The 26,092-nt window shown below is 42.3% G+C and carries 16 protein-coding genes; 6 read left to right on the top strand and 10 right to left on the bottom strand.

Features of this window, described 5'->3' with window-relative positions; translation table 11 throughout:
- Positions 1-35: 35 nt before the first annotated feature.
- From GSQ19_RS25875 to GSQ19_RS25900, 6 genes are all read right to left on the bottom strand, one after another.
- Entirely contained in the window at positions 36-5,660 is a 5,625-nt protein-coding gene (locus GSQ19_RS25875; protein ID WP_011320677.1) for a type I polyketide synthase, read from the bottom strand.
- Positions 5,657-7,645, bottom strand: coding sequence for a long-chain-fatty-acid--CoA ligase (locus GSQ19_RS25880; RefSeq protein WP_011320678.1), 1,989 nt, complete (start codon positions 7,643-7,645; stop codon positions 5,657-5,659). The genes GSQ19_RS25875 and GSQ19_RS25880 overlap by 4 nt, the downstream gene beginning before the upstream one ends.
- 155 nt (positions 7,646-7,800) lie before the next feature.
- The gene (locus GSQ19_RS25885; protein WP_011320679.1) at positions 7,801-9,504 is read right to left on the bottom strand and encodes an HAL/PAL/TAL family ammonia-lyase; all 1,704 of its coding nucleotides are present in this window, start codon (positions 9,502-9,504) and stop codon (positions 7,801-7,803) included.
- Between the two features lie 579 nt (positions 9,505-10,083).
- Positions 10,084-11,274, bottom strand: coding sequence for an MFS transporter (locus GSQ19_RS25890; RefSeq protein WP_041456968.1), 1,191 nt, complete (start codon positions 11,272-11,274; stop codon positions 10,084-10,086).
- Between the two features lie 186 nt (positions 11,275-11,460).
- Entirely contained in the window at positions 11,461-12,237 is a 777-nt protein-coding gene (locus tag GSQ19_RS25895; RefSeq protein WP_011320681.1) for a thioesterase II family protein, read from the bottom strand.
- Positions 12,238-12,747: 510 nt separating this feature from the next.
- Positions 12,748-13,110, bottom strand: coding sequence for a VHL beta domain-containing protein (locus GSQ19_RS25900; RefSeq protein WP_011320682.1), 363 nt, complete (start codon positions 13,108-13,110; stop codon positions 12,748-12,750).
- Positions 13,111-13,125: 15 nt separating this feature from the next.
- On the opposite strand from GSQ19_RS25900, the gene GSQ19_RS25905 reads away from it, so the two are divergent.
- The 4 genes from GSQ19_RS25905 (at position 13,126) to GSQ19_RS30460 (ending at position 15,369) form a co-directional block, all read left to right on the top strand.
- Positions 13,126-13,281 carry a hypothetical protein gene (locus tag GSQ19_RS25905; protein WP_153228348.1) on the top strand — a complete coding sequence of 52 codons (156 nt, stop codon included), beginning with the start codon at positions 13,126-13,128 and terminating at the stop codon, positions 13,279-13,281.
- A 150-nt stretch (positions 13,282-13,431) separates the two neighbouring features.
- Positions 13,432-14,508 (top strand): alpha/beta hydrolase family protein, encoded by a 1,077-nt coding sequence (locus GSQ19_RS25910; RefSeq protein WP_104009968.1) that lies wholly within the window; start codon positions 13,432-13,434, stop codon positions 14,506-14,508.
- Positions 14,509-14,898: 390 nt separating this feature from the next.
- Complete coding sequence (gene psb34 / locus GSQ19_RS25915) at positions 14,899-15,069, top strand: photosystem II assembly protein Psb34 (protein WP_011320684.1); 171 nt, start codon at positions 14,899-14,901, stop codon at positions 15,067-15,069.
- A 177-nt stretch (positions 15,070-15,246) separates the two neighbouring features.
- Positions 15,247-15,369, top strand: coding sequence for a hypothetical protein (locus GSQ19_RS30460; RefSeq protein WP_327194416.1), 123 nt, complete (start codon positions 15,247-15,249; stop codon positions 15,367-15,369).
- A 19-nt stretch (positions 15,370-15,388) separates the two neighbouring features.
- Here the strand turns inward: GSQ19_RS30460 and GSQ19_RS25925 are convergent, their stop codons facing one another.
- Positions 15,389-15,856 (bottom strand): GNAT family N-acetyltransferase, encoded by a 468-nt coding sequence (locus tag GSQ19_RS25925; RefSeq protein ID WP_235622520.1) that lies wholly within the window; start codon positions 15,854-15,856, stop codon positions 15,389-15,391.
- A 1,059-nt stretch (positions 15,857-16,915) separates the two neighbouring features.
- Between GSQ19_RS25925 and GSQ19_RS25935 the strand changes: the two genes are divergently transcribed.
- Positions 16,916-22,300: a trifunctional serine/threonine-protein kinase/ATP-binding protein/sensor histidine kinase gene (locus GSQ19_RS25935; protein ID WP_011320686.1), complete on the top strand. Its 5,385-nt coding sequence runs from the start codon at positions 16,916-16,918 to the stop codon at positions 22,298-22,300.
- Positions 22,301-22,536: 236 nt separating this feature from the next.
- Here the strand turns inward: GSQ19_RS25935 and GSQ19_RS25940 are convergent, their stop codons facing one another.
- From GSQ19_RS25940 to GSQ19_RS25950, 3 genes are all read right to left on the bottom strand, one after another.
- Positions 22,537-24,042, bottom strand: a complete 1,506-nt coding sequence (locus GSQ19_RS25940; RefSeq protein WP_011320687.1) for a bifunctional metallophosphatase/5'-nucleotidase — start codon at positions 24,040-24,042, stop codon at positions 22,537-22,539.
- Positions 24,043-24,373: 331 nt separating this feature from the next.
- Positions 24,374-24,859: a DUF4174 domain-containing protein gene (locus tag GSQ19_RS25945; RefSeq protein ID WP_011320688.1), complete on the bottom strand. Its 486-nt coding sequence runs from the start codon at positions 24,857-24,859 to the stop codon at positions 24,374-24,376.
- A 123-nt stretch (positions 24,860-24,982) separates the two neighbouring features.
- The gene (locus GSQ19_RS25950; RefSeq protein ID WP_159368360.1) at positions 24,983-25,168 is read right to left on the bottom strand and encodes a hypothetical protein; all 186 of its coding nucleotides are present in this window, start codon (positions 25,166-25,168) and stop codon (positions 24,983-24,985) included.
- A gap of 8 nt (positions 25,169-25,176) precedes the next feature.
- Here GSQ19_RS25950 and GSQ19_RS25955 point away from each other — a divergent pair, with 8 nt between their 5' ends.
- The gene (locus tag GSQ19_RS25955; RefSeq protein ID WP_011320689.1) at positions 25,177-26,004 is read left to right on the top strand and encodes a hypothetical protein; all 828 of its coding nucleotides are present in this window, start codon (positions 25,177-25,179) and stop codon (positions 26,002-26,004) included.
- Positions 26,005-26,092: the final 88 nt, after the last annotated feature.

Below are 26,092 nucleotides of genomic sequence, written 5' to 3' on the forward strand. Positions count from 1 at the left end.
CAGGTGATTTACGCAAGTTCACAAGTAAAATTACTTCAGACACCAAGCAAAGCCTCTAATTCTTGGTCAACTAATGCTGCTAATTCGTCTTCAGAATATTGCTGAATATCTATTAACAAATCAGTTTGCTCTTCAGCCTCTATTTGCGGCTCCACCACAACTGGCTCGGCTACAGTCAAGGAAATTATATTGTTGAGCAGATATTCAGCTAAAGATTCAATTGTGGGATATTCAAAGGTCAAAGTTGAAGGCAGAGAATTTCCTAAGCTGGTTTCCAGTCGGTTCTTCAACTCGATGGACATGAGAGAGTCCATCCCCATATCGAAAAATCCCTGTTGCGGATTTGGTTGATAGGATGCTTCAAACCTGAGAACTTGGGCAACCTCAGTTTGAATGTAAGCAATTAAAACATTTTGGCGATCGCTAGCAATATTTTCCTCTAATTGACGCAGCAGTTCAAGTTGTTTGCCTGATTGTGCAGAATTGCTTTGTGGCTGGGTTTGGGGAGCTAAATCAGCAATTAAAGGTGCTGCGCCTCCTGGTGGGAATTGCTGGAGGAATTTCTCCCAATTGACTGACATCACACCAACTTGGGTGGCATCTTGTCTCAATAAATCTCCCAGTAGTTGCAATCCCAATTCTGAGGATATAGTAGCAAAACCACTCTCAGCTATGCGCTTTTGGCTACGACTATCTAAATCTGCTGCCATCCCAACTTCTGCCCAAGGCCCCCAGTTAATGCTCAAACCAGGTAAACCCAAACCTCGACGATAATGAACTAAGGCATCCATGAAGGCATTAGCGGCTGCATAGTTTCCTTGGCTGGGTGAACCAAGTAATGAAGCGACCGAGGAGAAGCAGACAAAGAAATCTAAAGGTAGGTCTTTGGTTAATGTGTGCAGGTTCCATGCGCCTTGCACTTTGGGCGCTAGGACTTTAGCAAAGCGGCTCCAATTTTGTTGCAATAATACCCCGTCATCTAAAACACCAGCCGCGTGAAAAATGCCTCTAAGGGGTGGATAGTTAGTTTTGATGGCTTCTAACATCTGAGCCACATCTTCCGGGTTGGACACATCTGCTGTGACAACTAGAACTTTTGCCCCTGCTTGCTGTAGTTGATTGATAGCTACTTGAGTATCACCAACCACTCCGCGCCTGCCGGTTAAAACTAAGTTTTTGGCTCCTTGTGCTACCATCCACTGAGCAACTTGCAGCCCTAGCGCCCCTAGACCACCTGTAATCAAATAAGTCACATCTTCACCAATTGCCAGTTGATTCGTGGGGGTTTGAGCTTGGCGACGCACCAACCGGGAGACTTTCCGCACTCCTTGACGGAATGCTACTTCGTCTTCTTGGTCTGGGAACAACAACTCTGCTAATAATTCTTCAATTTCGTTCCCATTACCAACTGGGTCTAAATCCAACCGCACACATGACAATTCTGGATGTTCCAAGGAAATAACACGTCCCAAGCCCCACAAAGCAGCTTGATTTATGGCTAAGGAATCAGACATTGGCTCTACTGGCTGGGTTCCTCTGGTAACTAACCACAAACGGGGAGGCTTAGACCAAGTTGATTGTGCCAAGGCTTGAACCAAATGCAGCACATTACCACAGCCAGTATTTAAAGTCTCCCGTGCCTCCTCCAGCCCCCACAGATATACTACCCCACGGCAGGGAGGTTGATGATTACCTAAGCTTTCTTGAATTAACCTCTGAAAATCTTGTGGTTCTGAGGGGTTGATGTAGTAATGTTCGCCATTGGCTTGATATTCTGCACCAGGAGAAACTAAGATGGGGCGATCGCCACGTTCTTGGAGTAGTTTTGCTAACTTAACCGCCGTTCCTTGCTCGTCAGCAAATATCAGCCAACTTCCTAACTCTTGTGTCTGTGCTAACTGATGATTTTGCTCACGAGGCTTTGGTTGCCAAGCTACTTCATACAGCCAATCACCTAAATCTTTTTGCAGACTTTGCAGCAGAGTTGCCCGCCGGACTTTCCTGACTTCAAAACCGATGATTTCGGCGATTAACTGCCCATTTTGGTCGAACAGATGTACGTCACCAGTTAAGCTTTGCTGATTAGATGTTGGTGTTTTTTGACCATGACACCATAGTTGATGACCAGGATGGGGACGACCATAGAATCTCAAGCTACCGATGCTAAAGGGAATGTACATATAGTCATTCTGGACTTGCTCGGCAGGATTAATATCCCAGCAAACGTTTAGTAGTTGCAAGCATGAATCAATTAATCCCGGATAAAGTTGATAGTTATCGAGTTCGTCTGGTAATTGGGGCAGTTTCATTTGACATACTGCTTCTCCATCCTGATACCAAATATTTTCTAGCCACTGAAATGAAGTTCCCCAACTGTAGCCGACTGCTTGAAAATTAGAGTAAAATTGCGTCCCCGATAAAACTTGAGAACATCTAGCCTTGACTTGTGCCACATCTACGAAATTGGGTACTGGCGAGAACAGCCGGACTTTTCCTGTACTATGTGTTTTCCAAGCGTTGACCTCGTTTTCTGCTTCTCCACCTAAAAAACTAATAATTTGCCAGGAAGTCTCTTCTGTTGTTTGGGGTGTCAAAACCAACTGAACTGTTGTACTGCCGTCATCTGGGCAAACCAGCGTATTTTGAAACAACAAATCTTCGATGATGCAAGATTCATTGGGGAAAGCCTCCCTAACTGCGGATAGAAGCATCGAGATATAAGATGCACCAGGAACTATTCTGACTCCGTTTAATTGATGATCCTCTAGGTAAGCGTGTGAATTGGGGCTAAATTGGGTTTCAAAGCGAATTTCTGGAGAAAATGGTAATTTTAGCCGTTGACCGAGTACAGGGTGGAGAGTTTTGCTAGTCTTAGCAGGTAATGTCTGTTGGCGATGGGATGTCTCAACCCAGTAACGCTGGCGCTGAAAGGGATAATTTGGCAGTACTAGACGATGACGGGGATAATCTTGGTCAAAGCCAGACCAGTTGATTGATGCCCCACGTAAGTATAATTCCTGCAAGCTTTGCAGTAGCTGTTGCCAATCTGACTGTTGTGGGCGCAAACTAGGAAGCCAAATTCCTACTCCTTCAGGGAGGCACTTACGACCCATTCCCAGTAAAACTGGTTTTGGCCCGACCTCTAGAAAAATGTCGCAACCTTGCTGCTCCAGGGTTTCCATCCCAGCAGCAAATCTCACGGAGTGGCGCAAATGTCTAACCCAATATTCCGCATTGGTGATTTCTGTGGTAACTACTGTGCCGGTAACATTAGAAATCAGTTTGATATTCGGAGATGAAAAGCTCACTTCTGAGGCAATGCGCGCAAATTCCGCTAACACTGGTTCCATTAAAGGAGAGTGGAAGGCATGGGAAACGTTTAATTTGACACTATTAACGCCTTCGCTTTGGAGAGTAGACATCACGGCTGCGACTGCTTGATGCTGTCCAGAAATAACGACACTCTCCGGGCCGTTAATGGCAGCAATTGATACTTGATCGGCATAAGGTTGAATAGCTGCCAATACTCGCCCTTGGGAGGCGAATATATTGACCATTGCCCCATCTTGAGGTAGAGACTGCATGAGGCGAGCGCGGGCAGCAACTAATTTTAGTCCATCTTCCAGACTAAAGACTCCAGCGATACAAGCGGCAACATATTCACCCAAACTATGACCGATAACTACTGTGGGTTCTATGCCCCAAGATTTCCATAACTGGCAGACGGCATACTCTAGGGCAAACAAAGCTGGTTGGGTGTAGGCGGTCTCATTGAGAGGGCTAGTCCCAGATTCAGGATAGAGAACCGACAGTAAAGGTTGTTCTAAATAAGGACGGAGAATTTCATCACAACGATCTAAAGTTTGCCGGAATGTTGGTTGGGTTTCGTAGAGTTCTCGCCCCATACCTATATACTGAGAACCCTGTCCGGTAAACAGAAAGGCGATTTTCGGGCGCTTTTTGTTGTGTAATTGTCCGCTCACACCTGGGGTTTTACCTGCTGTAAAAGCTGCCAATTGTTGACGCAAGTCTTGAGTAGATTCAGCGACAACAGCAAAACGATGGTCAAAATGCGATCGCCCTGTATTCGCACTGAAACAAATATCTGCTAGATTTGCTTTGCTATCATCTTTCAGGAAGGACTCGTAACGGCTGACAAGTGACTGTAGTGCTGATTCAGTTTTGGCCGATAAACTCAAAAGATGAAGTGGACGCTCAATTGCTTCTTCTTTTTGACTTTTGACTTTTAACTTTTGACTTTCTAAAGGTGCTGCTTCCAAAATCAGATGGACATTTGTACCACTCATGCCAAAGGAACTGACCCCAGCTAGTCGTCGTCCATCTGCCCCTAATGGCCATTGTGTGGGCTGAGTCGCCACTACAACCGGCAGTTTTTCCCAAGGAATATAGGGATTAGGTTGTTGAAAATGTAAATGTGGTGGTATCTGTGCGTGCTGGAGAGCTAATACAACTTTCATTAATCCAGCAACGCCGGCGGCTGATTCCAAATGACCAACCTGAGTTTTGACAGAACCGATAGTTAGGGGATTATCTTCTGAGCGACCTTCACCTAATACTGCTCCCAAGGCTAACACCTCGATGGGATCGCCCAAGGGTGTACCAGTCCCGTGAGTTTCCACATATTGAATCTGATGGGCTTGGACGTTGGCATTTTCTAAGGCTTTGCGAAGTAATTTTTCTTGAGCCGAACCATTGGGGGCTGTCAAACCATTACTAGAGCCATCATGATTGTATGCTGAACCCCGAATCAATGCCAGGATAGGATCGCCATCAGCTAAAGCATCAGATAAACGTTTGAGTAGGACTATGCCACATCCTTCTCCGCGTCCGTAACCATCGGCGCTAGCATCAAAAGTTTTACAGCGACCATCAGTAGATAAGGCTTTTAATTTACACAGACCAATGGAAGGATCTGGTGAGAGAATCAGGTTGACACCGCCAGCTAAAGCCATATTGCATTCTTGAGAACGGAGGCTTTGGCAAGCTAGATGCACTCCTAACAGAGAAGAAGAACAAGCTGTATCTAACTGCATGGTAGCGCCTTGCAGACCCAAGACGTAAGCTAAACGCCCAGCCGCCATACTTCTGAGAATACTTAAAGTATTGTAGGCATCAATTTGAGTGCGATCGCCATAAAAGCTCAGTTGTGAGTAGTCGTCCATAGATAGTCCGACGAATACCCCTGTAGGACTGCCATTTAACTTTTCTGGTGCTTGTCCAGCATTTTCTAGCGCTTCCCAGCTTACTTCCAAAAGTAGCCTTTGTTGGGGGTCGAGGCTGACGGCTTCGCGGGGAGAGATGCCAAAGAACTGAGCATCGAACTTGTCTACCTCATTTAAAAAACCGCCGTGCTGGGTGTACATTTTCCCCGACACTTCGGGGTCTGGATGATAAAACTCATCTACTGGCCATCTTTGTGCAGGAATTTTGCTAATGGCATCTACCCCATTATGTAATAAATTCCAGTAATCCTCTGGGTTATTGACACCCCCAGGTAAACGGCAAGACATCCCAATAATAGCGATGGGTTCTTTCTGTAATTGCTCAACAGTATCAACTTCAGACCGCATCCGCCGCAATTCTAAAATGGCATTTTCTAGTAACAAGCGGTAATTTGTATTCTCTGAATTAGGACTCATACTAATCTCCTTTGTTTAACTGTGGCAATTTCTTTGGTGAGTAATTCAGCTATTTCCGCGTCTGAGAGTGCTTTTAAGTCTGCTGATTCGGTCGGTTCTGCGTTGTTTGTCGGCAATTCTACAGACACCAACAGATTTTCTGTGTGCAGATTAGACTCTGGCTTTGTCTTGGCTAATTCTGTCGGTTGGGTAATTTTTTGACTGGCTAGGTGGCGTGCTAAAGATTCGATGGTCGAGAAGTTCCAGACTATAGTTGCTTCTAAGGGATATCCCAACCATTCACTCAATTCTTGGGCTAACTTGACAGCCCTGACGGAATCTAATCCATAATCTGCAAATGACTTACTTTGGTCGATTGACTGGGCTGCTACTGCCAATTTTCTCACTACCCAATCGATAATCCAGTTTTCGATCAATTCTGCAGTTTGGTAAGAGACTTTTACCGACGCAGATGTTTGCGTTTTGCTAACCACAGTATGGGAAGGCGCAGCAGAATTTTCTTGCCGAAGTAGCCGCTTGAGTATTTTGCCTGTGGGGTTCTTGGGGATGGAGGAGACAAATTCGACGGCACTAGGAACTTTATATTGAGCTAGTTTCTGGTAACAGAAGGCAATGATTTCTGCTTCTGTAACCGCTTGGTCTGGTTTGAGGACAATACTAGCTTTCACCTGTTCACCTAGTACTGAATCTGGTACACCGTAGACAGCTACCTCTGCAATACCTGGATGCTGGTAAATAACATTTTCAACTTCGGCTGGGTATACTTTTAATCCACCGTTGTTGATCATATCTTTGAGGCGGTCAACGATGTAAAAGTAGCCTAATTCGTCTATTTGACCAATGTCACCGGTGTGAAACCATCCGTTCTTCATGGCTTTGGCAGTTTCAGCCGGGCGATTCCAGTAACCTAGCATGACATTGACACCGCGAATCACGATTTCACCGAGTTCACCAGGGGCAACTTCGCAACCATCATCCAGGCTGACAATCTTCATCTCGACATTTTCAATTGGTGAACCAATAGAACCGAGTTTGTACCTCAATTCGTGGTTATAACTAGCTAATGGTGATGTTTCTGTCAGACCATACCCTTGGTTGATGACTTTACCAAACTTGTCTTGCCAACGTTTGGCAATTTCTACAGGCAAACCTGCGGCCGCAGAGAAGTAGTAACGCACTGAATCCAAATCGCGGATAGATGCTTTATCACATAAAAGAATAAAAGTAGTGGGAACACCAAAAAAGATTGTAATATTATATTCGCTGATGGTTGTCAGTACCGTTTCTGGGTCGAACGATCGCTGTAAAATGATCGTTGCACAGGTATTCAGTCCACTATTGAGAACTGCGTTCTGCCCAAAACAGTGGAACATCGGTAAAAATAGTAAAATTTGATCATTAGGGCGCATTTCACAACAGTGCTTCATGGAGTGCATATTGGAAATCACATTGCCATGAGATAAAGTAGCGCCTTTAGGAAAACCTGTTGTACCAGAAGTATAAAGAATCGCTGCTGGCTCATCACGTTCTATCTCCACAGCACGGGCGTTAGGGGAAGCATTGGCCATGAATTCACTCAAGGCGATCGCCTCACCTGCTTGCCCCTCAGCAATTATGATGTGCTTGAGGTGGGGTAAATCGACTTTGGGCAATTTTTCTCGCAGCGTTTCTGTGGTTACGAGTACAGCTGCTCCACAGTCATTGAGAATAAACTTGAGTTCATCGCTTTGCAGATTTGGGTTAATAGAAACTGCGATCGCCCCAATCTTGAGAATCCCTAGATAGGAAATCACAAATTCAGGAATATTTGGTAATAATAATGCTATGCGATCGCCACGTTCAATCCCCAACCCCAGTAAAGCATTGGCAACGCGATTTGCCATTTCATTGAGTTGTTTATAAGTAAAATATAAACCTTCAAAAATGAGCGCTGGTTTGTTAGGAAAAAGGCAGCAACCACGCTCCACATTTTGGGAAATATTCATAAAAGTTGTGGCAATATTTAAGTTGTAGCTCTTGTTGTACTTATCGCCTTGATGTAGAGAATTTATGCAATAAGTGGATAAAATTAGTAAACAGTCAACAGTTCAATTGACTGCCGACTGTTTACTGTTGACTATTGACTATTGACTCTTAACCCTTAATGCAAGCAGGGTAAGATATCTTGAACTGCTTGCACAATCACACCACCAGCAGCGATATCAGCAGAAATCCGGGCAATATGCTCATCCAGTCCTTGCTCATTATCATTCCAAATATATGGGCGATCTGAAGTTGGTTTTTGTCCAACTACGTGGCGGACTGCTGAATATAAGCGCTCAGTTGCAGGTGATAGACAGGCGCGTGCATCGTAATGACCAGTCTTTTTATATGTGCGGAGGTCAACAGCTTGGACTCCAAACATCAGAGCGATCGCCACATAATTCTGGAAGATATCCACAGAACGGCGGGCTAGAGTCGCTGAAGTGTATCCTTGACTGTTGATGTTCTGATTAAATTGTTCTGCATGGGTAGGAAAGCGATCGGCGATGGAATTTCCATAGAAGGTCAACAGTGGCATAATTGAGTTACCGCATATTTGCAGACCTTTGAGTCCCATATTGACTTTACGTTCTCGGTTGCCTAATAAAGATGGTGGTAGTCCATTGCTAAACTCTGGTGAGGCGAGGAGGGCAATCTGCACATCTAGGTGTTTAGCCAATAACCCAATATAGTAACGCAGGTGATCCATTCCCATACCCACGTACTGTCCGAGGAAATTTCCTCCATGATAGCTAGCTTGGTTATCAACATCAATTAGTGGGTTATCGGTGACTGAGTTGATTTCGATTTCAATTTGTTTGGCAATCTGGGAAATTCCATCAACGATTGGCCCCAAATACTGGGGAAGGCATCGGAGTGAGTAACGATCTTGAATCAACTCGTGATCACGATAATCGTGTTTACCATCTAACTCATCACGAACTAACTGGGAATTGGCTAACAAAGAAATCATCTGATCTGCTGCCCATAATTGACCAGGATGTGGTTTGGAATTATGGATAAATGGATGGAATGATTGATTGGTTCCGTTTAAAGCTTGGATATCTAGAGCGTGAACGCCCATAGCGATCGCAGTTAAAATTTGAGTATCGTAGACGCAGTTTGCTGCAATACCTGTCATGACTGAAGTGCCGTTCATCATCGCCAAGCCTTCCTTCGGCAACAATGTCAAGGGTGACAAATTCAGTTGACGTAGAGCTGTTGGCGCATCCATTTCTTTACCGTTGAAGTCAACCTTAAAACTGGGATCTAAGCCTATCAGTGAACCAGTAATGTAGGATAGTGGCACTAAATCACCACTTGCACCAATTGAACCAAACTCATACACATATGGTGTGACACCAGCGTTAAGGAAAATCTCCATACGCTTGATAAGTTCTAATCTGATGCCAGATGCACCGCGCATATGAGAGTTTGCACGCAAGAGCATAGCTGCGCGCACATCCGCCAAGGGTAATTTGTTCCCTGCACCTGTTTTCAGGAACCAAACTAAGTTGGTTTGGAGTTCAGATGCTTGTTCACGGGATATGGCAACATTGGCCATACCGCCAAAACCAGATGTCACTCCATAAATTGGTTCCCCAGATTCAACAGCATTATTAATGTAATCACAAGATGCCTGAATACCCTGCAAAATATCAGTGTTATTGGTTAAAGACACTAAGGTGCCATTACGCGCTACCCTTGCAACATCATTGATTGTGAGTTTCTGATTACCAATAATTACATTGGCAGAAGAATTTCCAGTAAAAGAAAATTGTTGAGATGAGGTTTTGCTTTGTGCTTGAGATAGTGTCTTCATACAGGGATTGTGTCTAACTTGTAGTAGGTATTGCAATTAACTTAACTTTTGTTTGTTGCTGAAAATATTTGAGGTCATATTTCAGCAAATACAACTTGATATTTAGCTGGCATCAGTGTTTTAACGAAGCAGCTATTCTCCATAATTGAAACTTTTGAGAATATTTTTTGGAGAATTTTATAGAAGAATTAACCAAAAGAACAGCCATTTGTTTCAATTCATTTGCTCATATATTGATGAGAGAATGAAGCTTGTAATCGTTTGTTCTTTAATTGAACTGTTATATATTTATCTGGAGTAGGTAAAAGATTTATGCAAATATTCCCTAAATTGGAATTTATTTTTTGGTGTTCCCTAAGAGGTTGTTTGAAAAGTGATTGTCCTTGAAAAAGGGGGGGAATGAATGAAAGTCCCCCTTTTTAAGGGGGATTTAGGGGGATCTAAAATGTTTTGCTCCCAAGCATGGAATTTTTAAAACACACTCTAGTCCTTATGTGGAATCTGTTTTGCCTATTTCCGTCTCTACAAGACTAATCCCCGACGAAAAAGTCCCTCCCTCTCCCGCAATAACCTACTTCTTCAATGTATTTTCCGTGCCACATTAAGTAAATAGGTACGAAAATTTTTATTTGGTATACTCAGGTAAACCAAAAATATGGCAAAGATAATTATTGTCAAACTAAATATATAACTATCCCCAAAAACTTTGATAGCTAAAGATGAAGCGATCGGCCCAGCAGTACATCCGAAACTATATATAGCCGTGAACAAAGCACTGCCAGAAGATAGTTCATTTCTAGAGAGTTTTGCACCAATCAATGCCATTGCTAAGGGAAAAATTGGACTAATACTAGCTCCAGCAATAAATGCAAATATCTGGGTAGCCGTAGAGTTTTGAATCAATGAAAGAGATAAAAACGACAATATGACGATAAACACACTCATAAACAGAACTTTGAGTCTGCCGAATTTGTCTGCTATGTGAGTAACGGGAACAGTAGAGAGCAAGCCGCCAACTACAAATACAGCGAAGGTATAGCCGATCTGCTCTATATTGTAATTTTGTCGTAGCAGATAAACCGGATATAAAGAAACTAGCGTTGATTCGGCAAAACCATAGGCAAATGCGCCCTGAAGGGGAAGTTTGAGTTTGTTAAAAATTCTGGAACGTGAAGATTGTTGAAAAACAACTGCCTTATCTGGTAAAGCTATCCAAACTACAATTACACCGCTAAAAATTAAAGCACTACCCAACAAAAATGAAAGTTTTGGTGAAACATTATAAAAAGCAGAACCAATTACAGGGCCAATACCAAATCCAAAAGTAAAAGCTAGAGCATTCAAACCGTTAACTATCGCTCGATTACCTTCATGACAAAAATGATTCAATGCAGTGTTTCCACTGACTAAATATAAACAACAAGCAATGCCCATAACAGCACGTATAATGAACCACAAAGGCATTGATGTAGTCATGGTAAACAAAGGAGCGCTAATACCCATCATTGTCAAGCCAAGCATCATCGTTTTACGAAGCCCTAACTTGGGTAATACTTTTACTACTAACGGTGTTCCCAACGCTATGACTAGAAAATACACCGTAGAATTTGCTCCTATCCATAAATCATCAACTTGATGTTGCGCCATTAATGTTGAGATAAAGGGATTAAATAGCCCTATAGAAATACCAGACAAAAAAGCTATGCTATACAAAGCTGGTAATCCAGTAGAAAAAGGGGAATTTGATTTCGTTGAAGTAAATTCTGTCATAAAACCGGGGGATAATTGATAAATTACGTGGTTTGAGTGCATCGTATAAATACGATGCAAGCGATTTTGTTATCGCAAAATTTCTACGCAAAATTTAAATAGCCATTCTTGCAATGAAATTACTTTTTACACTTTATGAAAATAGATTTACCTACTTCGCAAAATATACTTTCTTGTATACAATACTTAATTGTTGTTGATAGCTAACAGGTAATCTAAATGTTGGGATAATGACTGCAAAAAGAGTGATTGTGAATTGTGTAAAAAGAAATGTTCTCCAGGAAACATTTGCAGGTTGAAGTAACTACTAGTCTGCTCACGCCAAGCTTCTAAAGCATCAACCTTAATTGCTTTATCCTGCAAACCTCCAAATACAGAGATTGGGCATTCGAGGGGCATTTCACTTTTGTAAATGTATGTCTCTAGTATCGTAAAGTCCGCTCGCAGACAAGGTAAGAAAAGTTGTAACATTTGTTCATTCTGCAAAATCGCCTTGGGAATTGCATTGTAACGATCGCAAAGTTCCGCCAGGAATTCAGTCTCAGGCATTTTGTGAATAAACGGTTTGAGTATTGGTTTTTGAGGAGCAGGGCAACAAGCAGCAAATAAATGAACAGGGCGAAGATTATACTCTTGACGGAGTAGACGCGCTATCTCAAAGCTAAGTGTTGCACCCATGCTATGGCCAAAAAAAGCAAATGGCATATTCAGATACGGTCTAATGTTTGATGCCAAAGTTTGAACAAGAGGTAAAAAATTGGTATATGAGGGTTCTTGCAATCGCCGTCCTCTTCCAGGAAGTTGAACTAAGTGAACCTCTACGTCCTTTGGTAATTTGTTTGTCCAGGTACTATATGTTGAAGTTGTACCCCCTGCACATGGAAAACAGAATAAGCGAAGTTGGGCCTTTGGATTAGGCTGAGGGCAGCTAATCCAAGGATCAACTATTAGTCTTGCTGTCATAAAATTATGTGTGTAATCTGAAAATTTTTGTTATAAAGCCTAACCCTGTTTCTTTATCAGACTGTGGTAATACCAATTCAAAATTCAAAATTCAAAATTAAGAATCAAGAGAGGACAAGCGTTTGGGGTTGTACATCTGTCACATTCTTTTTTCAAATTGGTATAACTCTGTTCATAGCAGCGATTAAAGGTAAATATTATTTCTGCACATATACACGGTTAATTAACATTTGTTTGCTCTTATAGTACTTATCGCTCTTCTTTGGGTTATTTATGCAAAACACCAAAATCCCCAGCAAATCTTGTATTACACGGGAAGAGAAGGCATTTTTAGCTGCCACTTCACCAAAAAACGAGCCTTAGCCGAGTATTCAAAGGCAGGGAGAGTTTCATCAGAAATCTGATACGAAGGGCTTATGTCCGCACAAAAAAAGACGCAGGTACGGGTACAGTGTTACCGAAGTTTTGAGGGAAAACACCTGCTTAGACAGAAAGCGATCGCTCTGGATGTTAGAGAATTTCTACTATGCGCGGTTGTCCATCAGGATAATAGACACCAAGGCAGTTGTTTTTAGTATCAGTAATTACCCAAGGGTGAGTTACATAGGTGCTTTGAGTAATTCTATTGTTTGGAGCAATTAAGGTGTAAAACTTCCGTTGACCAGAGTAATCAAGCCAATATAACCTCACTGGTGCGCTGCGTTGGTTGATAAATGTAATTTCCGTAGCTATTTTTCCACTGCGAGAAATGGAAACAGATTCAGATTCACATTTTTTGGATTGAGCATTGGCAGTCGGCACACCAGCACTGATTGCAAATGAAAGCAACGCACTGCTAATAATAGCGAAGTTAACGTGTTTAAATTTGAGCATTGTTTAAATGAAAATATGATAGACGAAAAGATTGATAAGTATGAGAAAAACATCGTTTGGCTGGTTGCCCAGGAGAAAACACAGCAAAACTTACACGCTCAAAACCCAGAGTGTACACCCTACAAGTGCATCATTGGGACAGAAATCCAGCCAAGATACTTGAAACACTAGTATTCATATAAAGAATATGTGATGATAACCTCGTTCAAGATGAGACTTGGCAAAATTTGCCCAGAATGCCCAGAAAACTATGATTTTTAGTGGCTGGCAAGCAAAGAGATTTACTCATGCCGAGTTGGCAATATAACGAGGTATAAAGCCATGAATTTTCTCTCCTCAAAGAAGCAATCATCAACGGTTATAGTTGGGGCATTGATGATAACTTTAGGAGTAGAGCGAAGTGCTGCGGCCGCTACATTCAACCCTGCTCCTATTTTCGATAGCGCGGCTCACTACGCTACCACGATTCCTAGAAGTGATGGTGGTGTAGATGCTACTGATATTTACTACCCAGTTGTTTCCAATACCGATAAGAGTTCACTGCCCATTGCTTTGTTCTTGCAAGGAGCGCTTGTTGATAAATCTGATTACTCAAACTTTGCCAATACCGTAGCGCGTTATGGGTTTGTAGTAGTCGTACCTAATCACATCAGAACTGCTATCAGTCCAATGGGTGCGGTTACAGGATTGATCGCTGAACAGCAGCAGGTAAATGATGTTCTAACTTATATGCAGAGTGAGAAATCTCAGGGAGTATCACCTGTTGCTAATCTACTCGACCCCAGTATCCTAGTCTTGCTTGGTCACTCATTTGGAGGCGCAGTAGGAATTGCTGCGATTCAGGGTAACTGTTTTGCCGTTTTATGTACGGAAGATTTTAATCGACCTGATGAATTGAAGGCTGGGGTGTTTTATGGTACTAACGTTCGGATCGGCCAAACTAGTGGAGGGCTTCCGATTATTGACAATGATGATATACCTATTGCTCTAGTGCAGGGTAATCGAGATGGTGTGGCAACTCCCGCTAACGCTCAAGAAACATACGCAAGCATTCAAGACCCTCCCAAGGCGTTTATCACCATTCCTGGTGCTAATCATTACGGCATTACCAATGAAGATAATCTCATACGTGAGCCTATCAGACCAACGCTAGAGCAAAATGTGGCAATTGAAACCATTGCCCGTTGGAGTGCGCTTTTTTTACGCGGAACTGTACTCAACGACAAAGGAGCATTTGATTATGTATTCAACTCAGGTGATGCGTTAGATCCAAATGTCAATGTGGAGAGCGTTACAAAACCTATACCTGAATACACTTCTGTTGTTAGTTTGCTGGGATTGGGGGTAATAGGTGCAAGTTCACTGCTAAGGCAGAAGCAGAAGTTAATTACAAAATAAACACAGTGATAAATTTGTTATCCACCCTCAGCTACCCAGCGAGGGTTTTTCGTTTGAACTGATGAAATACTCGCCTTAGCAACTGGCGATCCGTCGGGCGGTTATGTCATCCCCCATACCACTACACATCCTGCTATCGCATCTTTACCGCACTTCCTCTAAGAATATATATGACGCGAGCGATCGCCTACAGTGGAGCGTAGCTCATCGCCTCTAGTGGAGCGTAGCTCATCGCCTCCAGTACTTCGCTCAATCACTATCCTCTAAGAAAATTCCCCAGATAAGTGGTTCTGAATACAGTCATCCACTATTGTTTGTCAAGTTGTATTGACACTTTGTAACAATATTGTTATATTAGTTTACATAAAGTAACAAATACAAGAAAAGATTATGTATACCACCATTAACGAAGACGGCGTTCTCAATAACTATGCAACTGAACCCCAGATGTACTATGCTGAGTACCCCGCAATTTGGGAACAGCGCAAATACGTTATACAGAGTGTGTTCGCTACTTTAATTGTCACTACTCTAGTTTTGGTAGCTTTAAGCGTTAGCTAAGACTTTTAGATTTGGGTATCGCTGTATCTCATCGTCATTCGTACTTCTCCTATCAACCCCAGTTAGTTTCGCTGGGGTTTTTTGCTATCGTCTGCCACTGCTCAATTTACCCACTGACTTTTAGAGGTACTACGTCAGGGAAAACTAGAGACAAGTAAAGCCAAAGCGATCGCCCGAATTCAAGATGAGTCAATCCGAAAAGAACTTTTAGAAGATGCGATCGCCTACAATCTCTCGTTGAGTACTGTAGAGACGTTGTATGCAACGTCTCTACATCGTTTATTTAGCGCAACTTCATAAAGAATTGGTATAAGGAGATTTAAGTTTCCAGATGCCAATCTGCTCGGTTCATGCGATAGACGAAGCAATCATCGTCACCAAATCGTCTAGGCTCAACAAATCGAAAACCAAGACGTTCATAAAAGGGGTGAACGCGGGTATTGCTGGCAAGTGGATCAACGAGAACATCCGTCACAAGCGGATCAGCAAAACATCGAGCAAGTGCAAGCTGCATCATTTGGGTTCCATAGCCTTGACCCAAATCAGTCTCTTCCCCAATCCAAATATCAATAGCGCGAAGATTCGCCGGAACATCACCCCAGTAGTGACTATCATCACGTAGCGGATCGATGATCTCGATAAATCCGATGGGGCGACCATCAATTTCAGCAATCAATTGCTCCCGCCATTCGGGGGCGCGGTCAAGTTCTACCTCCCAGCCCCAGTCATCGTTAGGATCTGAGTCAACTACATGAGGTTGTTCATCCCAATGTCGTAGCAGCTCCAAATCGGTGAAGGTAGCAAAGCGGAGGGTGATCCTTATCGAAGATGGTGGAGTATAATTCATGGGGTTTCTCAGATATTTTCGGTAATCCACTGGACGAGTTGAATCACGACACCGTTGGGGTCTGTGACTCGAAAGAACCTTTCACCCCAAGGTTAAGTCTCAGTTTAAGAAATAGCCGTCTATACGGTGCGTATGTGTAAACATTCGTAGTATTGGATTTCAAGTGATATTCTGGTCGAAAACTTAGAGAAGTACAGGAGTAACGCTTGATCGTTGAGCCAACTTGCTATTTATAAAACGCCAATCCCTATTCAATAGAGATTGACGCAAGACTCATTCGATCTCAAGAGTCTTTATAATGGCTGACCCCGTTTGAATTAAAAGTATTAAACTTTAGATTGTTTAGGGATTACACAAAATCCTAAGAAGTTGGAATCGGTAATTGAAGATAATAAAGTTAAACTAAACTCTCTTCACTAAATTAATAAGTAATTTAGCTCTCGCACTATTGGCTTCTTCCGGCTTGGGGCTAGAGTGCTTTATTTTTGATTAGAGGTTATTTATAAAGAAAAAATAAAATTACTGTAGGGTGTGTTAGGCGCTGATTTCCCAGATGATTGGTCACAAAATAAATATCCTCGCGCCTAACGCACCATCCGTGAGGCGGTGCGTTACGGCTAAATTTTCTTGTCTTTGCGTCCCAAATCCTTTCATAGCCGTAACACACCCTACTTAAGATTTACTTGGGGCTAGGGTGCTTTATTTTTGATTAGTAAAGCTAATAATTGTTTATTTGGAAGAGGAGAGCTTTTTGCTCAATGGAAAAATCGCCTTTTAGTTACATCTCAAAGTAGTAAGTAACTCTATTTTTTATTTTTCAAGATTTAGCCATGAGCAAATGTGTAGTAAGTTAAGTCACATTTTGCTCAAGTTATGGTTTATGGTTTGGATATTTTTGGGGTAAAAGTATAGTAGAACCAAGATTGTTAGATTACTGATATTCTTGGGCATTTTAATAACAGTAATAATCTTCTAAAACAATTATCAGTCTTCCAGGTTATGACATCTACAGTACCTCAATTCCCGGAAATTTCTGGCTACACCATCACTGAACAAATTTACCGGGGTTCACGTACTGCCGTGTATTTAGCGATACAAGATAATCAGAGATTACCTGTTGTCATTAAGGTGCTGCAACGAGAGTATGCCACATTTGGGGAATTGGTACAGTTTCGCAATCAGTATGCGATCGCCAAAAATCTGCCCATTACCGGCATTATCCCACCCCTAAGTCTAGAACCATTTGGTAATGGCTATGCCTTAGTCATGGCAGACTGGGGGGGTATCTCCCTGGAAACATATATCCAGCAACAGCCCTTAGACTTAGGAGACATTTTGGTAGTTGCCATCCAACTGGCAGATATTCTCCACGAACTACAACAACATCGAGTTATCCACAAAGACATTAAACCTGCCAACATCCTCATTCATCCAGAATCCCAGCAAGTTAAACTGATAGACTTTAGCATTGCTTCGGTATTGCCCAAAGAAACCCAGGAAATCCAAAACCCCAACACCCTGGAAGGTACTTTAGCTTATCTTTCCCCTGAACAAACGGGAAGAATGAATCGCGGCATCGATTATCGCAGTGATTTTTATGCCCTTGGTGTTACTCTGTATCAATTGCTAACAGGTCGCTTACCCTTCCTTACGGACGACCCCTTAGAATTGGTGCATTGTCACATCGCTAAGATTGCCACACCTGTCCATCTAGTAAATACCGATGTGCCGCCAACCTTGGGGGCAATTGTCGCCAAACTCATGGCCAAAAATGCCGAAGACCGCTATCAAAGTGCCTTGGGACTCAAGCATGATTTAGATGAATGTTGGAGTCAATGGAAACAAACAGGGTCAATTGCGGAATTTGAGTTGGGACAGAAGGATTTATGCGATCGCTTTCTCATTCCTGAAAAACTCTACGGTAGGGAAACTGAAGTCCAAACCCTGCTAGATGCTTTTGAGCGGGTTGCCCAAGGGTCATCAGAAATGATGCTGGTGGCTGGTTTTTCGGGCATTGGTAAAACAGCCGTTGTCAATGAAGTACATAAGCCTATTGTCAAGCAACGAGGTTACTTCATCAAAGGCAAGTTTGACCAGTTTAATCGCAACATTCCCTTCTCTGCCTTTGTGCAAGGCTTTCAAGACTTAGTTGGGCAACTTTTGAGTGAAAGCGATACCCAATTGCAACACTGGAAAACTCAGATTCTCTCAACATTGGGAGAAAATGCCCAAGTGATTGTTGAACTGATTCCTGAACTGGAGCGGATTATTGGGGTGCAACCCCCAACACGCGAATTATCAGGAACCGCAGCCCAAAATCGGTTTAATTTGTTGTTTCAAAGGTTCATTCAAGTTTTTACCACCCCTGCACACCCGTTGGTAATGTTTGTGGATGATTTACAGTGGGCAGATTCGGCTTCGCTGAATTTGATTCAGGTGTTAATGTCTGAGTCTCAAACGGGCTGTTTATTACTGTTAGGGGCGTATCGGGATAATGAGGTCTTTGCCGCTCACCCATTAATGTTGACCCTCAATGGTATGGAAAAAGCTGGGGCAAAAATCCACACCATCACTTTGCAACCCCTAAGTTTTACAAGTCTCAATCACCTGATTGCAGATACCCTTCATACTCATGCACTCGTGGTACAACCTCTGACAAAACTGGTAATGCAGAAAACCCTGGGTAATCCTTTCTTTGCTACCCAGTTTCTCAAGGCATTACATCAAGACCAGTTAATTACTTTTGACCCGAATGCAGGACATTGGCAGTGTGATATTGTGCAAGTGCGAGATGTGGCTTTGACCGATGATGTGCTGGAATTGATGGTGCAGCAATTGCAAAAAATGCCAGAAGCAACGCAAGAGATTTTAAAACTTGCGGCTTGTATTGGCGCACAGTTCGATTTAACCACACTAGCGATCGTTTCACAGCAATCTCAAACAGAAGTGGCAACGATACTTTGGAAAGCGTTACAGGAAGGGTTGATTTTGCCACAAAGCGATTTGTACAAATTCTATTTGGGAGAATCGCAAGCAATACAGCACACCCCACAGGAAACCCTCAACTATCGTTTTCTGCATGATCGCGTCCAACAAGCTGCTTATTCTCTGATTCTTGATGACCAAAAACAGGTGACACACCTCACTATTGGAAAATTGCTATTAGAAAATAGTAATCCCTCTTTCCAAGATAGTCATTTATTTGCAATTGTTCATCAGTTAAATTGTGGCATTTCCATGATTACAGAGTTGGAACAACGTTATCAATATGCTCAATTAAATTTACAAGCAGGTTATAAGGCTAAAGACTCTACTGCATATAATGCAGCCTTACATTATTTCGACAAGGGAATGCAATTTCTGCCGACGGATAGCTGGGATAAAAATTATAATTTGACACTTCTTATATATGAATCAGCAGCAGAAGTGGCATTGCTTAGCTGTGATTTTAAGCAGATGGATACCTTAATTCAAATAGTTCTAAAAAACACAAATGACCTGTTGGAACAAGTCAAAGTTTATGAAATAAAACTTCAAGCTTATCAAGTACAAAATCAGCAGCTTCAAGCGATAAAAATTGGACGGGAAATCCTGCAAAAGCTAGGAGTTATCCTGCCAGAATCTATAACACTTTCAGATATCCAACGACAGGTACAACACACACTAACTAAGCTATCGAACTACTCCCTGGAGGACTTAATCAATTTACCCATTACCCAGGATGCCACTGCTACGGCGGCAGCGCGCATCATGACGAGTTTAGTCCCTTCGATTCATCAGGCTAATCCCCTTTTATTTCCAGTTGTTGCCTGCGAAGAGGTTAATCTATCCCTGCAATACGGGAACTCGCTTTTCTCAGCACCGGGATATGCAGATTTTAGTATTATTGTTAGCTCTGTGTTGAATGAAATAGAAGTAGGTTATCGTTTTGGACAACTTGCACTCCAGTTAATGGAGAAATTTAATGAAAGTTATGTTCAAAGCATCGTTATGTTTAAAGTTGCCGCATTTAATCAATCTAATCAACAAGATATCCGGAACGCAATTTTTTTATTAAATAAATCCTATAAAGTTGCCATAGAAACAGGCGATTCTGTTCACGCACTTGTCTCGACTTCATTTAGATTGTTCTACTCATATTTGAGTGGGGACAAACCTTTACCAGAGTTATTAGAAGAGGTTGAAATTTACCAATCGAAATTCGCAACGAGTGAACATTTTCTGACTTGGGTGCATATTATTAGCTCATCTATTCATAATTTTATTGAGTTAAGTGACAATCCAGACTGTCTAGGGTCTATTGATGCTGAGAATGAAAAATTATCTACTCTAATTCAAGAAAATGATGAGCTAGCTCTGCATCTATTTTACTTGAGTAAATTAATACTTAGTTATTCATTTAGTTGTTTTGAAACTGCGATTCAGATAGCAGATCGAGGACTTCAATATCTCAAGGCTGGTATTAGTATGCCATCGGCACCAGCTTACTACTACTACGATTCATTAACCCGGTTAAAATTATATTTCAATTTTCAGCCTTCATCTCAGAAGGAGGTTTTAAGGAAAGTTGATTCTAACCAGAAACACCTCTTGGTTTACGTGAATGCTGCTCCCATGAATTATCAACACAAATATCACTTGGTAGAAGCAGTGCGTTTCCAGAGGTTGGGTAAACAAGCGGAGGCTATAGAATTTTTTGATTGCGCCATTGCGGGGGCAAAAGCCAACAGATTCATCCAAGACGAAGCCCTTGCCAACGAACTAGCTGCCGAATTTTATCTCAATTGGGGTAAAGATAAATTTGCCGCAGGCTATATACAAGAAGCTTACTATTGTTACAGTCGCTGGGGTGCTAAAGCCAAAGTTACCGACTTGGAAACCCGCTATCCTGAATTGCTGCGCCCCATTCTGCAACAAACAATGACATCGACTGATGCGTTGACCACACTAATGACTATTGCTGCACCTGCGGTATCAGTTCATTATGACACTCATCACACTTCTAGTAGTACTGGCGTTAATCAAGTTCTCGATTTTGCGGCTATCCTCAAAGCTTCTCAAGTCCTCTCTAGAACCATTCAACTGGATCAGCTACTACAAAAACTCACCCAAATTATTTTGCACAACTCAGGAGGCGATCGCTGTGCGCTGTTGTTTCCCAACGAAACCGGAGAATGGCAAGTAAGGGCGATCGCCACACCTGATGATGTACAACTAATCGCGGAACCTTTTACCAATAATCCCAATATTCCGGTCAAATTAATTCAGTATGTTAAAAATAATCAAGAAACTGTGGTAATTGATGACCTAAAAACCGATTTACCTGTAATTGATGACTACCTCAGGCAACGCCAACCAAAGAGTATTCTGTGTCTACCACTGCTTAATCAAGGTCATCTGATTGGGATTTTATACCTGAAAAATCGCCTTACCAGAGGTGTTTTCACCAGCGATCGCCTCCTAATTCTTAACTTCCTCTGCATCCAAGCTGCCATTTCCCTAGAAAATGCCCGCCTTTATCAACAAGCACAAACCTACGCCCGACAACTTGAGCAATCCCAGTTGCAAATGATACAAAGCGAAAAAATGGCATCCCTGGGAAATCTAGTAGCTGGGGTTGCCCATGAAATCAACAACCCCATTGGTTTCCTCAATGGCAGTATCAAAAACGGCAAAGAATATGTGCAAGATTTACTGGGACATTTAGCTCTTTATCAACAGCACTATCCCAACCCAGTTGAGGCAATTCAAGACAATGCCAAAGATATCGACTGGGAATTTCTCTCGGAAGATTTACCAAAGTTACTCGATTCGATGGAAGGAGCAACGAATCGCATCAACAGTATCAGTAATAGTCTCCGTACCTTCTCCCGTGCTGATACCGAATACAAAATCAGTGCCAATCTTCATGAAGGACTTGATAGCACGTTGTTAATTTTGAAATATCGCCTCAAAGCTAACGAACATCGCCCAGCGATTCAAGTCATACAAGACTTGGGAGATTTACCCACAATCAAATGCTTCCCTGGACAGTTAAACCAAGTATTTATGAATATCTTGGCGAATGCCATTGATATGTTTGACGAAATGGCGCAAACTCGATTATTCAAAGAACTGGAAGCCAATCCCCAAAAAATTACCATTCGCACTGAAGTTATATCAAACCAGGTGTATATCCGTATTCGTGATAATGGCAAAGGTATCACACAAGAGCTACAAGAGAAAATATTTGACCATTTATTTACTACCAAAGCTGTGGGGAAAGGTACGGGATTGGGATTGGCGATCGCCCGTCAAATTGTGGTAGAAAAACATGGTGGTAGCTTAAATGTATGGTCTGAGCTAGGTCAAGGAACTGAGTTTACAGTACAAATTCCAGTGTAAATAGAGGCTGAAAACTCCATAACCTGATCACTGTAATAAGTCAGGCGTTCTACTACTCCCGTAATTAACTCATACTTGGGAGTAGCGTTTACTTGTTGCTGGTTTGCTCCGGGTGCAGTGGACATCGCTTTCAACAAACGGCGCAGTCACTATACTCGATACTTGCTCTGACACAAGTGATAGAGTTAGCCATTATAGTATTTATGTACTATGAGAAAATTATGAATAATTTGGTTTCATTTCAAAATCTGACTAGCAGTAGCTTGGCGCTTTAACTGGTCAATCACCACAAAACGAATATCCCGTTTTTCGGCAATCAGTTTAATCCCCGATTGTTGAAGATTTAAGAAGTCTAATCCTTTTTCTTTACCACTGATTAAAAAGTCACTGATGGCGATTTTGTAGGTACGGTTAGGGTCAAGAGGTTGACCTTGAATCAACCAACTTCTTGAATTTGCTTGTTGACTAACTTTGGCTGTTTGTAGATAACCCCCAGTGCCTTTATTAGCTTGCCCCTGATCCAATACCCTTTGCAACAGCGCACCACTTATCTCTACTGCCACAACTTTACCGCCAAAAGGCAGTATCCGAATTACATCATATTGGGTAATTGCTCCTGGTGGAAGGATATCATCAATCCGAATTGAACCGCCATTAAATACAGCTAAATCTGCGTCTGGTACTTCTTGCAACATTGCCAGGGCAACTAACTCTGTCAGATTGGTAGATTTGTTACGGACGCTAGATTCCAAACCATCTAAAGCAAAGGATAATTTCGCAATTACTTGATTTGGTTCAAAACCATTGGCGCGAAATGCCTGATAACCTCGTTCTACCCATTCCTCGACTATCTTTGCAGTTCTTGGTTCGTCAGGAATCTTATCAGTAATCGGTACTAATCGGGAGTTAATTACAAGACTTCTGTTGATAGTATCGTAATTCAATTGGTGAACATAAACTGTACGCGCATTAGCATCTGCTTTAAAAATTGGAGTAAAGTCCTGACCGCGCCATTGCTGGGTGTTTTCATGCTCGTGACCACCAAGAATAATATCTATTTCTGGTACAGTTTCAGCTAGTTTGCGGTCATCTTCAATGGATTGATGGGTAATCGCAACTATAATATCAACTTTACCTTTAAGCGTACTAACCTGCTGTTTGGCTGTGGTAATGGGGTCGGTGTAACTAACGTATTTAGGCTTATTACTATCGAGGGTGACACCAATCAAGCCTACCCTAACCACTGCACCGCGATCGCCTTTGACATTAAATACTATTGACCGAGGAACACCTTTGAATGGTTGCCCTGTACTATCAGATACATTACTGGAAACCCAACGAAATTGAGATTCTTCCAATCTTTGATAGAAGAGGTTTTCTGGTAAGTCAAATTCGTGATTGCCAAAAGTCGCATAATTTAATCCCAAGGCGTTCATCACAGCTACCATTTGCTGACCAGCTAGAGGTGTACCGTTAATTTTGGCAGTTCCTAAAGCTGAAGGGCTAAAGGTATCTCCGGCTAATACGGTGTAGGTGCGGGGGTTGGCTTTGTAAAGTTGTTGTCGTAGGGTCGCTACACGCGCTAGACCACCACGAGTTCCCCCTTCCACTGGCGTAATTTCGTAAATATCGTTAAGTTGCAGCAGGTTAATCTTAACGATTTCTGCAAGTGCAGGAGTAGCTAAAGTTACTGCTACTAAGACCTGTATAACTACACTGCATCCTTGAGAAATAAGTTTCATATTTAGCTTTAAGCATTCGTACTCTACGGAATTGATTGTACTAGGAACAGGCAATTCCTATTGTCTAGTTTTACGGCGTGCCGAACAGCCTATTAAACTTTTTCTGATTGCTCTTGGACTGCTTGTAGCCACAGCTTCTTAAATTGAGCTACTCATACCAATTTGAAAAAAGAATGCGACAGATATACAGCCCCAAACGCTTGTCCTATGTTGATTCTTAATTTTGAATTTTGTTCGCCCTTGGCGTTCCCGAAGGGTATTTTGAATTTTGAATTGGTAAGGCGATCGCTCAAGAGGTCTAATTTTGACTCGCTCGTATTTTATTTTATAGTTACTTTCTTTTTCGCTCTTGTATTTCTTGCTGGCGCATGGGCATAGCGTCAATTTGCTCAAAAATTGCTGTAGCTGGGACTGGTGTAGTGTTATGGCGTTTAACACCACCATCTTTGCCTACCAAAATAACGCGAAAATTATCTTTGTCAACTCCAAAGCGATCGCGCAAATTGACCACAGAAGATTCATCTATTAACTGTCCGTTGGCATAGCTTTTATCTGTTGACAAAACCTGAACCAGAACTAAATCCCGGTCTGTAAAACCGTTTTGGTGCTGTTCAAATAACTGCATCTGTTGTTGATAAGTACGGTTATTAACAGACGGTGCAAACACTAATAGCACGCGGTTTTGCCATTGTTGGGAACTGAGGTTAAATGAAGACATTTTGATGGTTTGGGTTGAACCTTGGATACCAGCAATGCTGACTGGCGATAGAGCTATAGACGCGGTGAGGGTCAGGGCAATTAATACTGAGTTATTCACTTCGGGGGTTGAGATGAACTTTACATCATTTCAAAGTATCATTAGTTTCCCTACTCTGACTCTATCTGATGATTGAATAAGTGTAATGCCTACCCACAAGAGCGATATCTACGATCAGCTCCGCTAACGCTTATCGTGGGCGAAGAGCGCATCAGATTCAAGCGATCGCGCAGCGTGTCGCAGAAAGGAAACTTGGCAGTGGGGAGGCGATCGCCCATCTGTGCAAAATACAAGCGAGGAAAAGTGACAATCCAGTCTGTAAAACCCCATACTCAAGATGTATCCAGCATAAGTTTTCACCTTTACCACAAAGCCAAATGTACAACTACAATCAGTCTTCGTTTCCTACTCCTGGTTCGCTGGAAATCCGGCATGGGCATTACTTTAGTTATGTAGTGCCGAGTGGTTGGCGAGTGGTTGAAGATGGGCAATTTGCGGTTGTTTTATTTTCAAGAGACAATGCTGCTTTGACAATCATGGTAGGAAATTCTGGACTGCCAGCAAACTACAACCCCTGGCAGTTTGTCTATGAGAAGCTGTTGGCAATGCAGCCCTATAACCTACAAATGAGTCAGCCCCGCCAAGCTCAACCAATTGCTGGATGCACGGTTGCTTATGAGTGGGATTATACCTATATGTACAATGGTATCCCCTGTCAAGGGATAGCCAAATGCAGCATTGCGTATAGCTATAACATCTGTACGATGGTGATGACTGGTGCAGCATCCCACCAATCACAGTGGGTTAATTATGTTTCATGGTTGCCACAAGTAGCATCTCAGGTTTCAGCTACCAATGGAGCAGCCTTTGGAATACAAGGAATTATGGCGCAGAATCTAGAAATCTCGCAAACTGAAGGGCAAAGGCACAGGGAATACCGCGAATGGTCTAAGCATACCTGGGATGAAGTAACACGCCAACGAGGTGAGTCTATAGATCGTCAAAATTTCCAATTTCGAGAGAACCTGGGCAATGTCACAACGTGGACAAATCCTTATGGTTATCCCAATGTCGAGTTACCAACAAACTACAACTACTATTGGATGAACCGTCAAGGACAAGTTTATGGTACGAATGATAACAGTGAAAATCCGAATGTCGGCTCAACTCAAGATTGGGTAAGGATGAATCAGTATTTGCCCTAAATATTCCTGTGTTGCCTGTTAAGGATAAGGAGAGGGGTTTTGGTCTTGCACCCCTTCTCGCGTCAGTGACTCGGTGTGTAGCAACGAC

Source organism: Trichormus variabilis 0441 (assembly GCF_009856605.1).
In the GTDB taxonomy this organism is placed as follows: domain Bacteria; phylum Cyanobacteriota; class Cyanobacteriia; order Cyanobacteriales; family Nostocaceae; genus Trichormus; species Trichormus variabilis.

Bases quoted from the DNA above. Each gene is read 5' to 3' on its own strand.
- GSQ19_RS25955 (WP_011320689.1), top strand. From the start codon at position 25,177: ATGTACAACTACAATCAGTCTTCGTTTCCTACTCCTGGTTCGCTGGAA.
- GSQ19_RS25890 (WP_041456968.1), bottom strand. From the start codon at position 11,274: ATGACAGAATTTACTTCAACGAAATCAAATTCCCCTTTTTCTACTGGA.
- GSQ19_RS25880 (WP_011320678.1), bottom strand. From the start codon at position 7,645: ATGAATATTTCCCAAAATGTGGAGCGTGGTTGCTGCCTTTTTCCTAAC.
- GSQ19_RS25895 (WP_011320681.1), bottom strand. From the start codon at position 12,237: ATGACAGCAAGACTAATAGTTGATCCTTGGATTAGCTGCCCTCAGCCT.
- GSQ19_RS25935 (WP_011320686.1), top strand. From the start codon at position 16,916: ATGACATCTACAGTACCTCAATTCCCGGAAATTTCTGGCTACACCATC.
- GSQ19_RS25910 (WP_104009968.1), top strand. From the start codon at position 13,432: ATGAATTTTCTCTCCTCAAAGAAGCAATCATCAACGGTTATAGTTGGG.
- psb34 (WP_011320684.1), top strand. From the start codon at position 14,899: ATGTATACCACCATTAACGAAGACGGCGTTCTCAATAACTATGCAACT.
- GSQ19_RS25885 (WP_011320679.1), bottom strand. From the start codon at position 9,504: ATGAAGACACTATCTCAAGCACAAAGCAAAACCTCATCTCAACAATTT.
- GSQ19_RS25940 (WP_011320687.1), bottom strand. From the start codon at position 24,042: ATGAAACTTATTTCTCAAGGATGCAGTGTAGTTATACAGGTCTTAGTA.
- GSQ19_RS25900 (WP_011320682.1), bottom strand. From the start codon at position 13,110: ATGCTCAAATTTAAACACGTTAACTTCGCTATTATTAGCAGTGCGTTG.
- GSQ19_RS25905 (WP_153228348.1), top strand. From the start codon at position 13,126: ATGATAGACGAAAAGATTGATAAGTATGAGAAAAACATCGTTTGGCTG.
- GSQ19_RS25875 (WP_011320677.1), bottom strand. From the start codon at position 5,660: ATGAGTCCTAATTCAGAGAATACAAATTACCGCTTGTTACTAGAAAAT.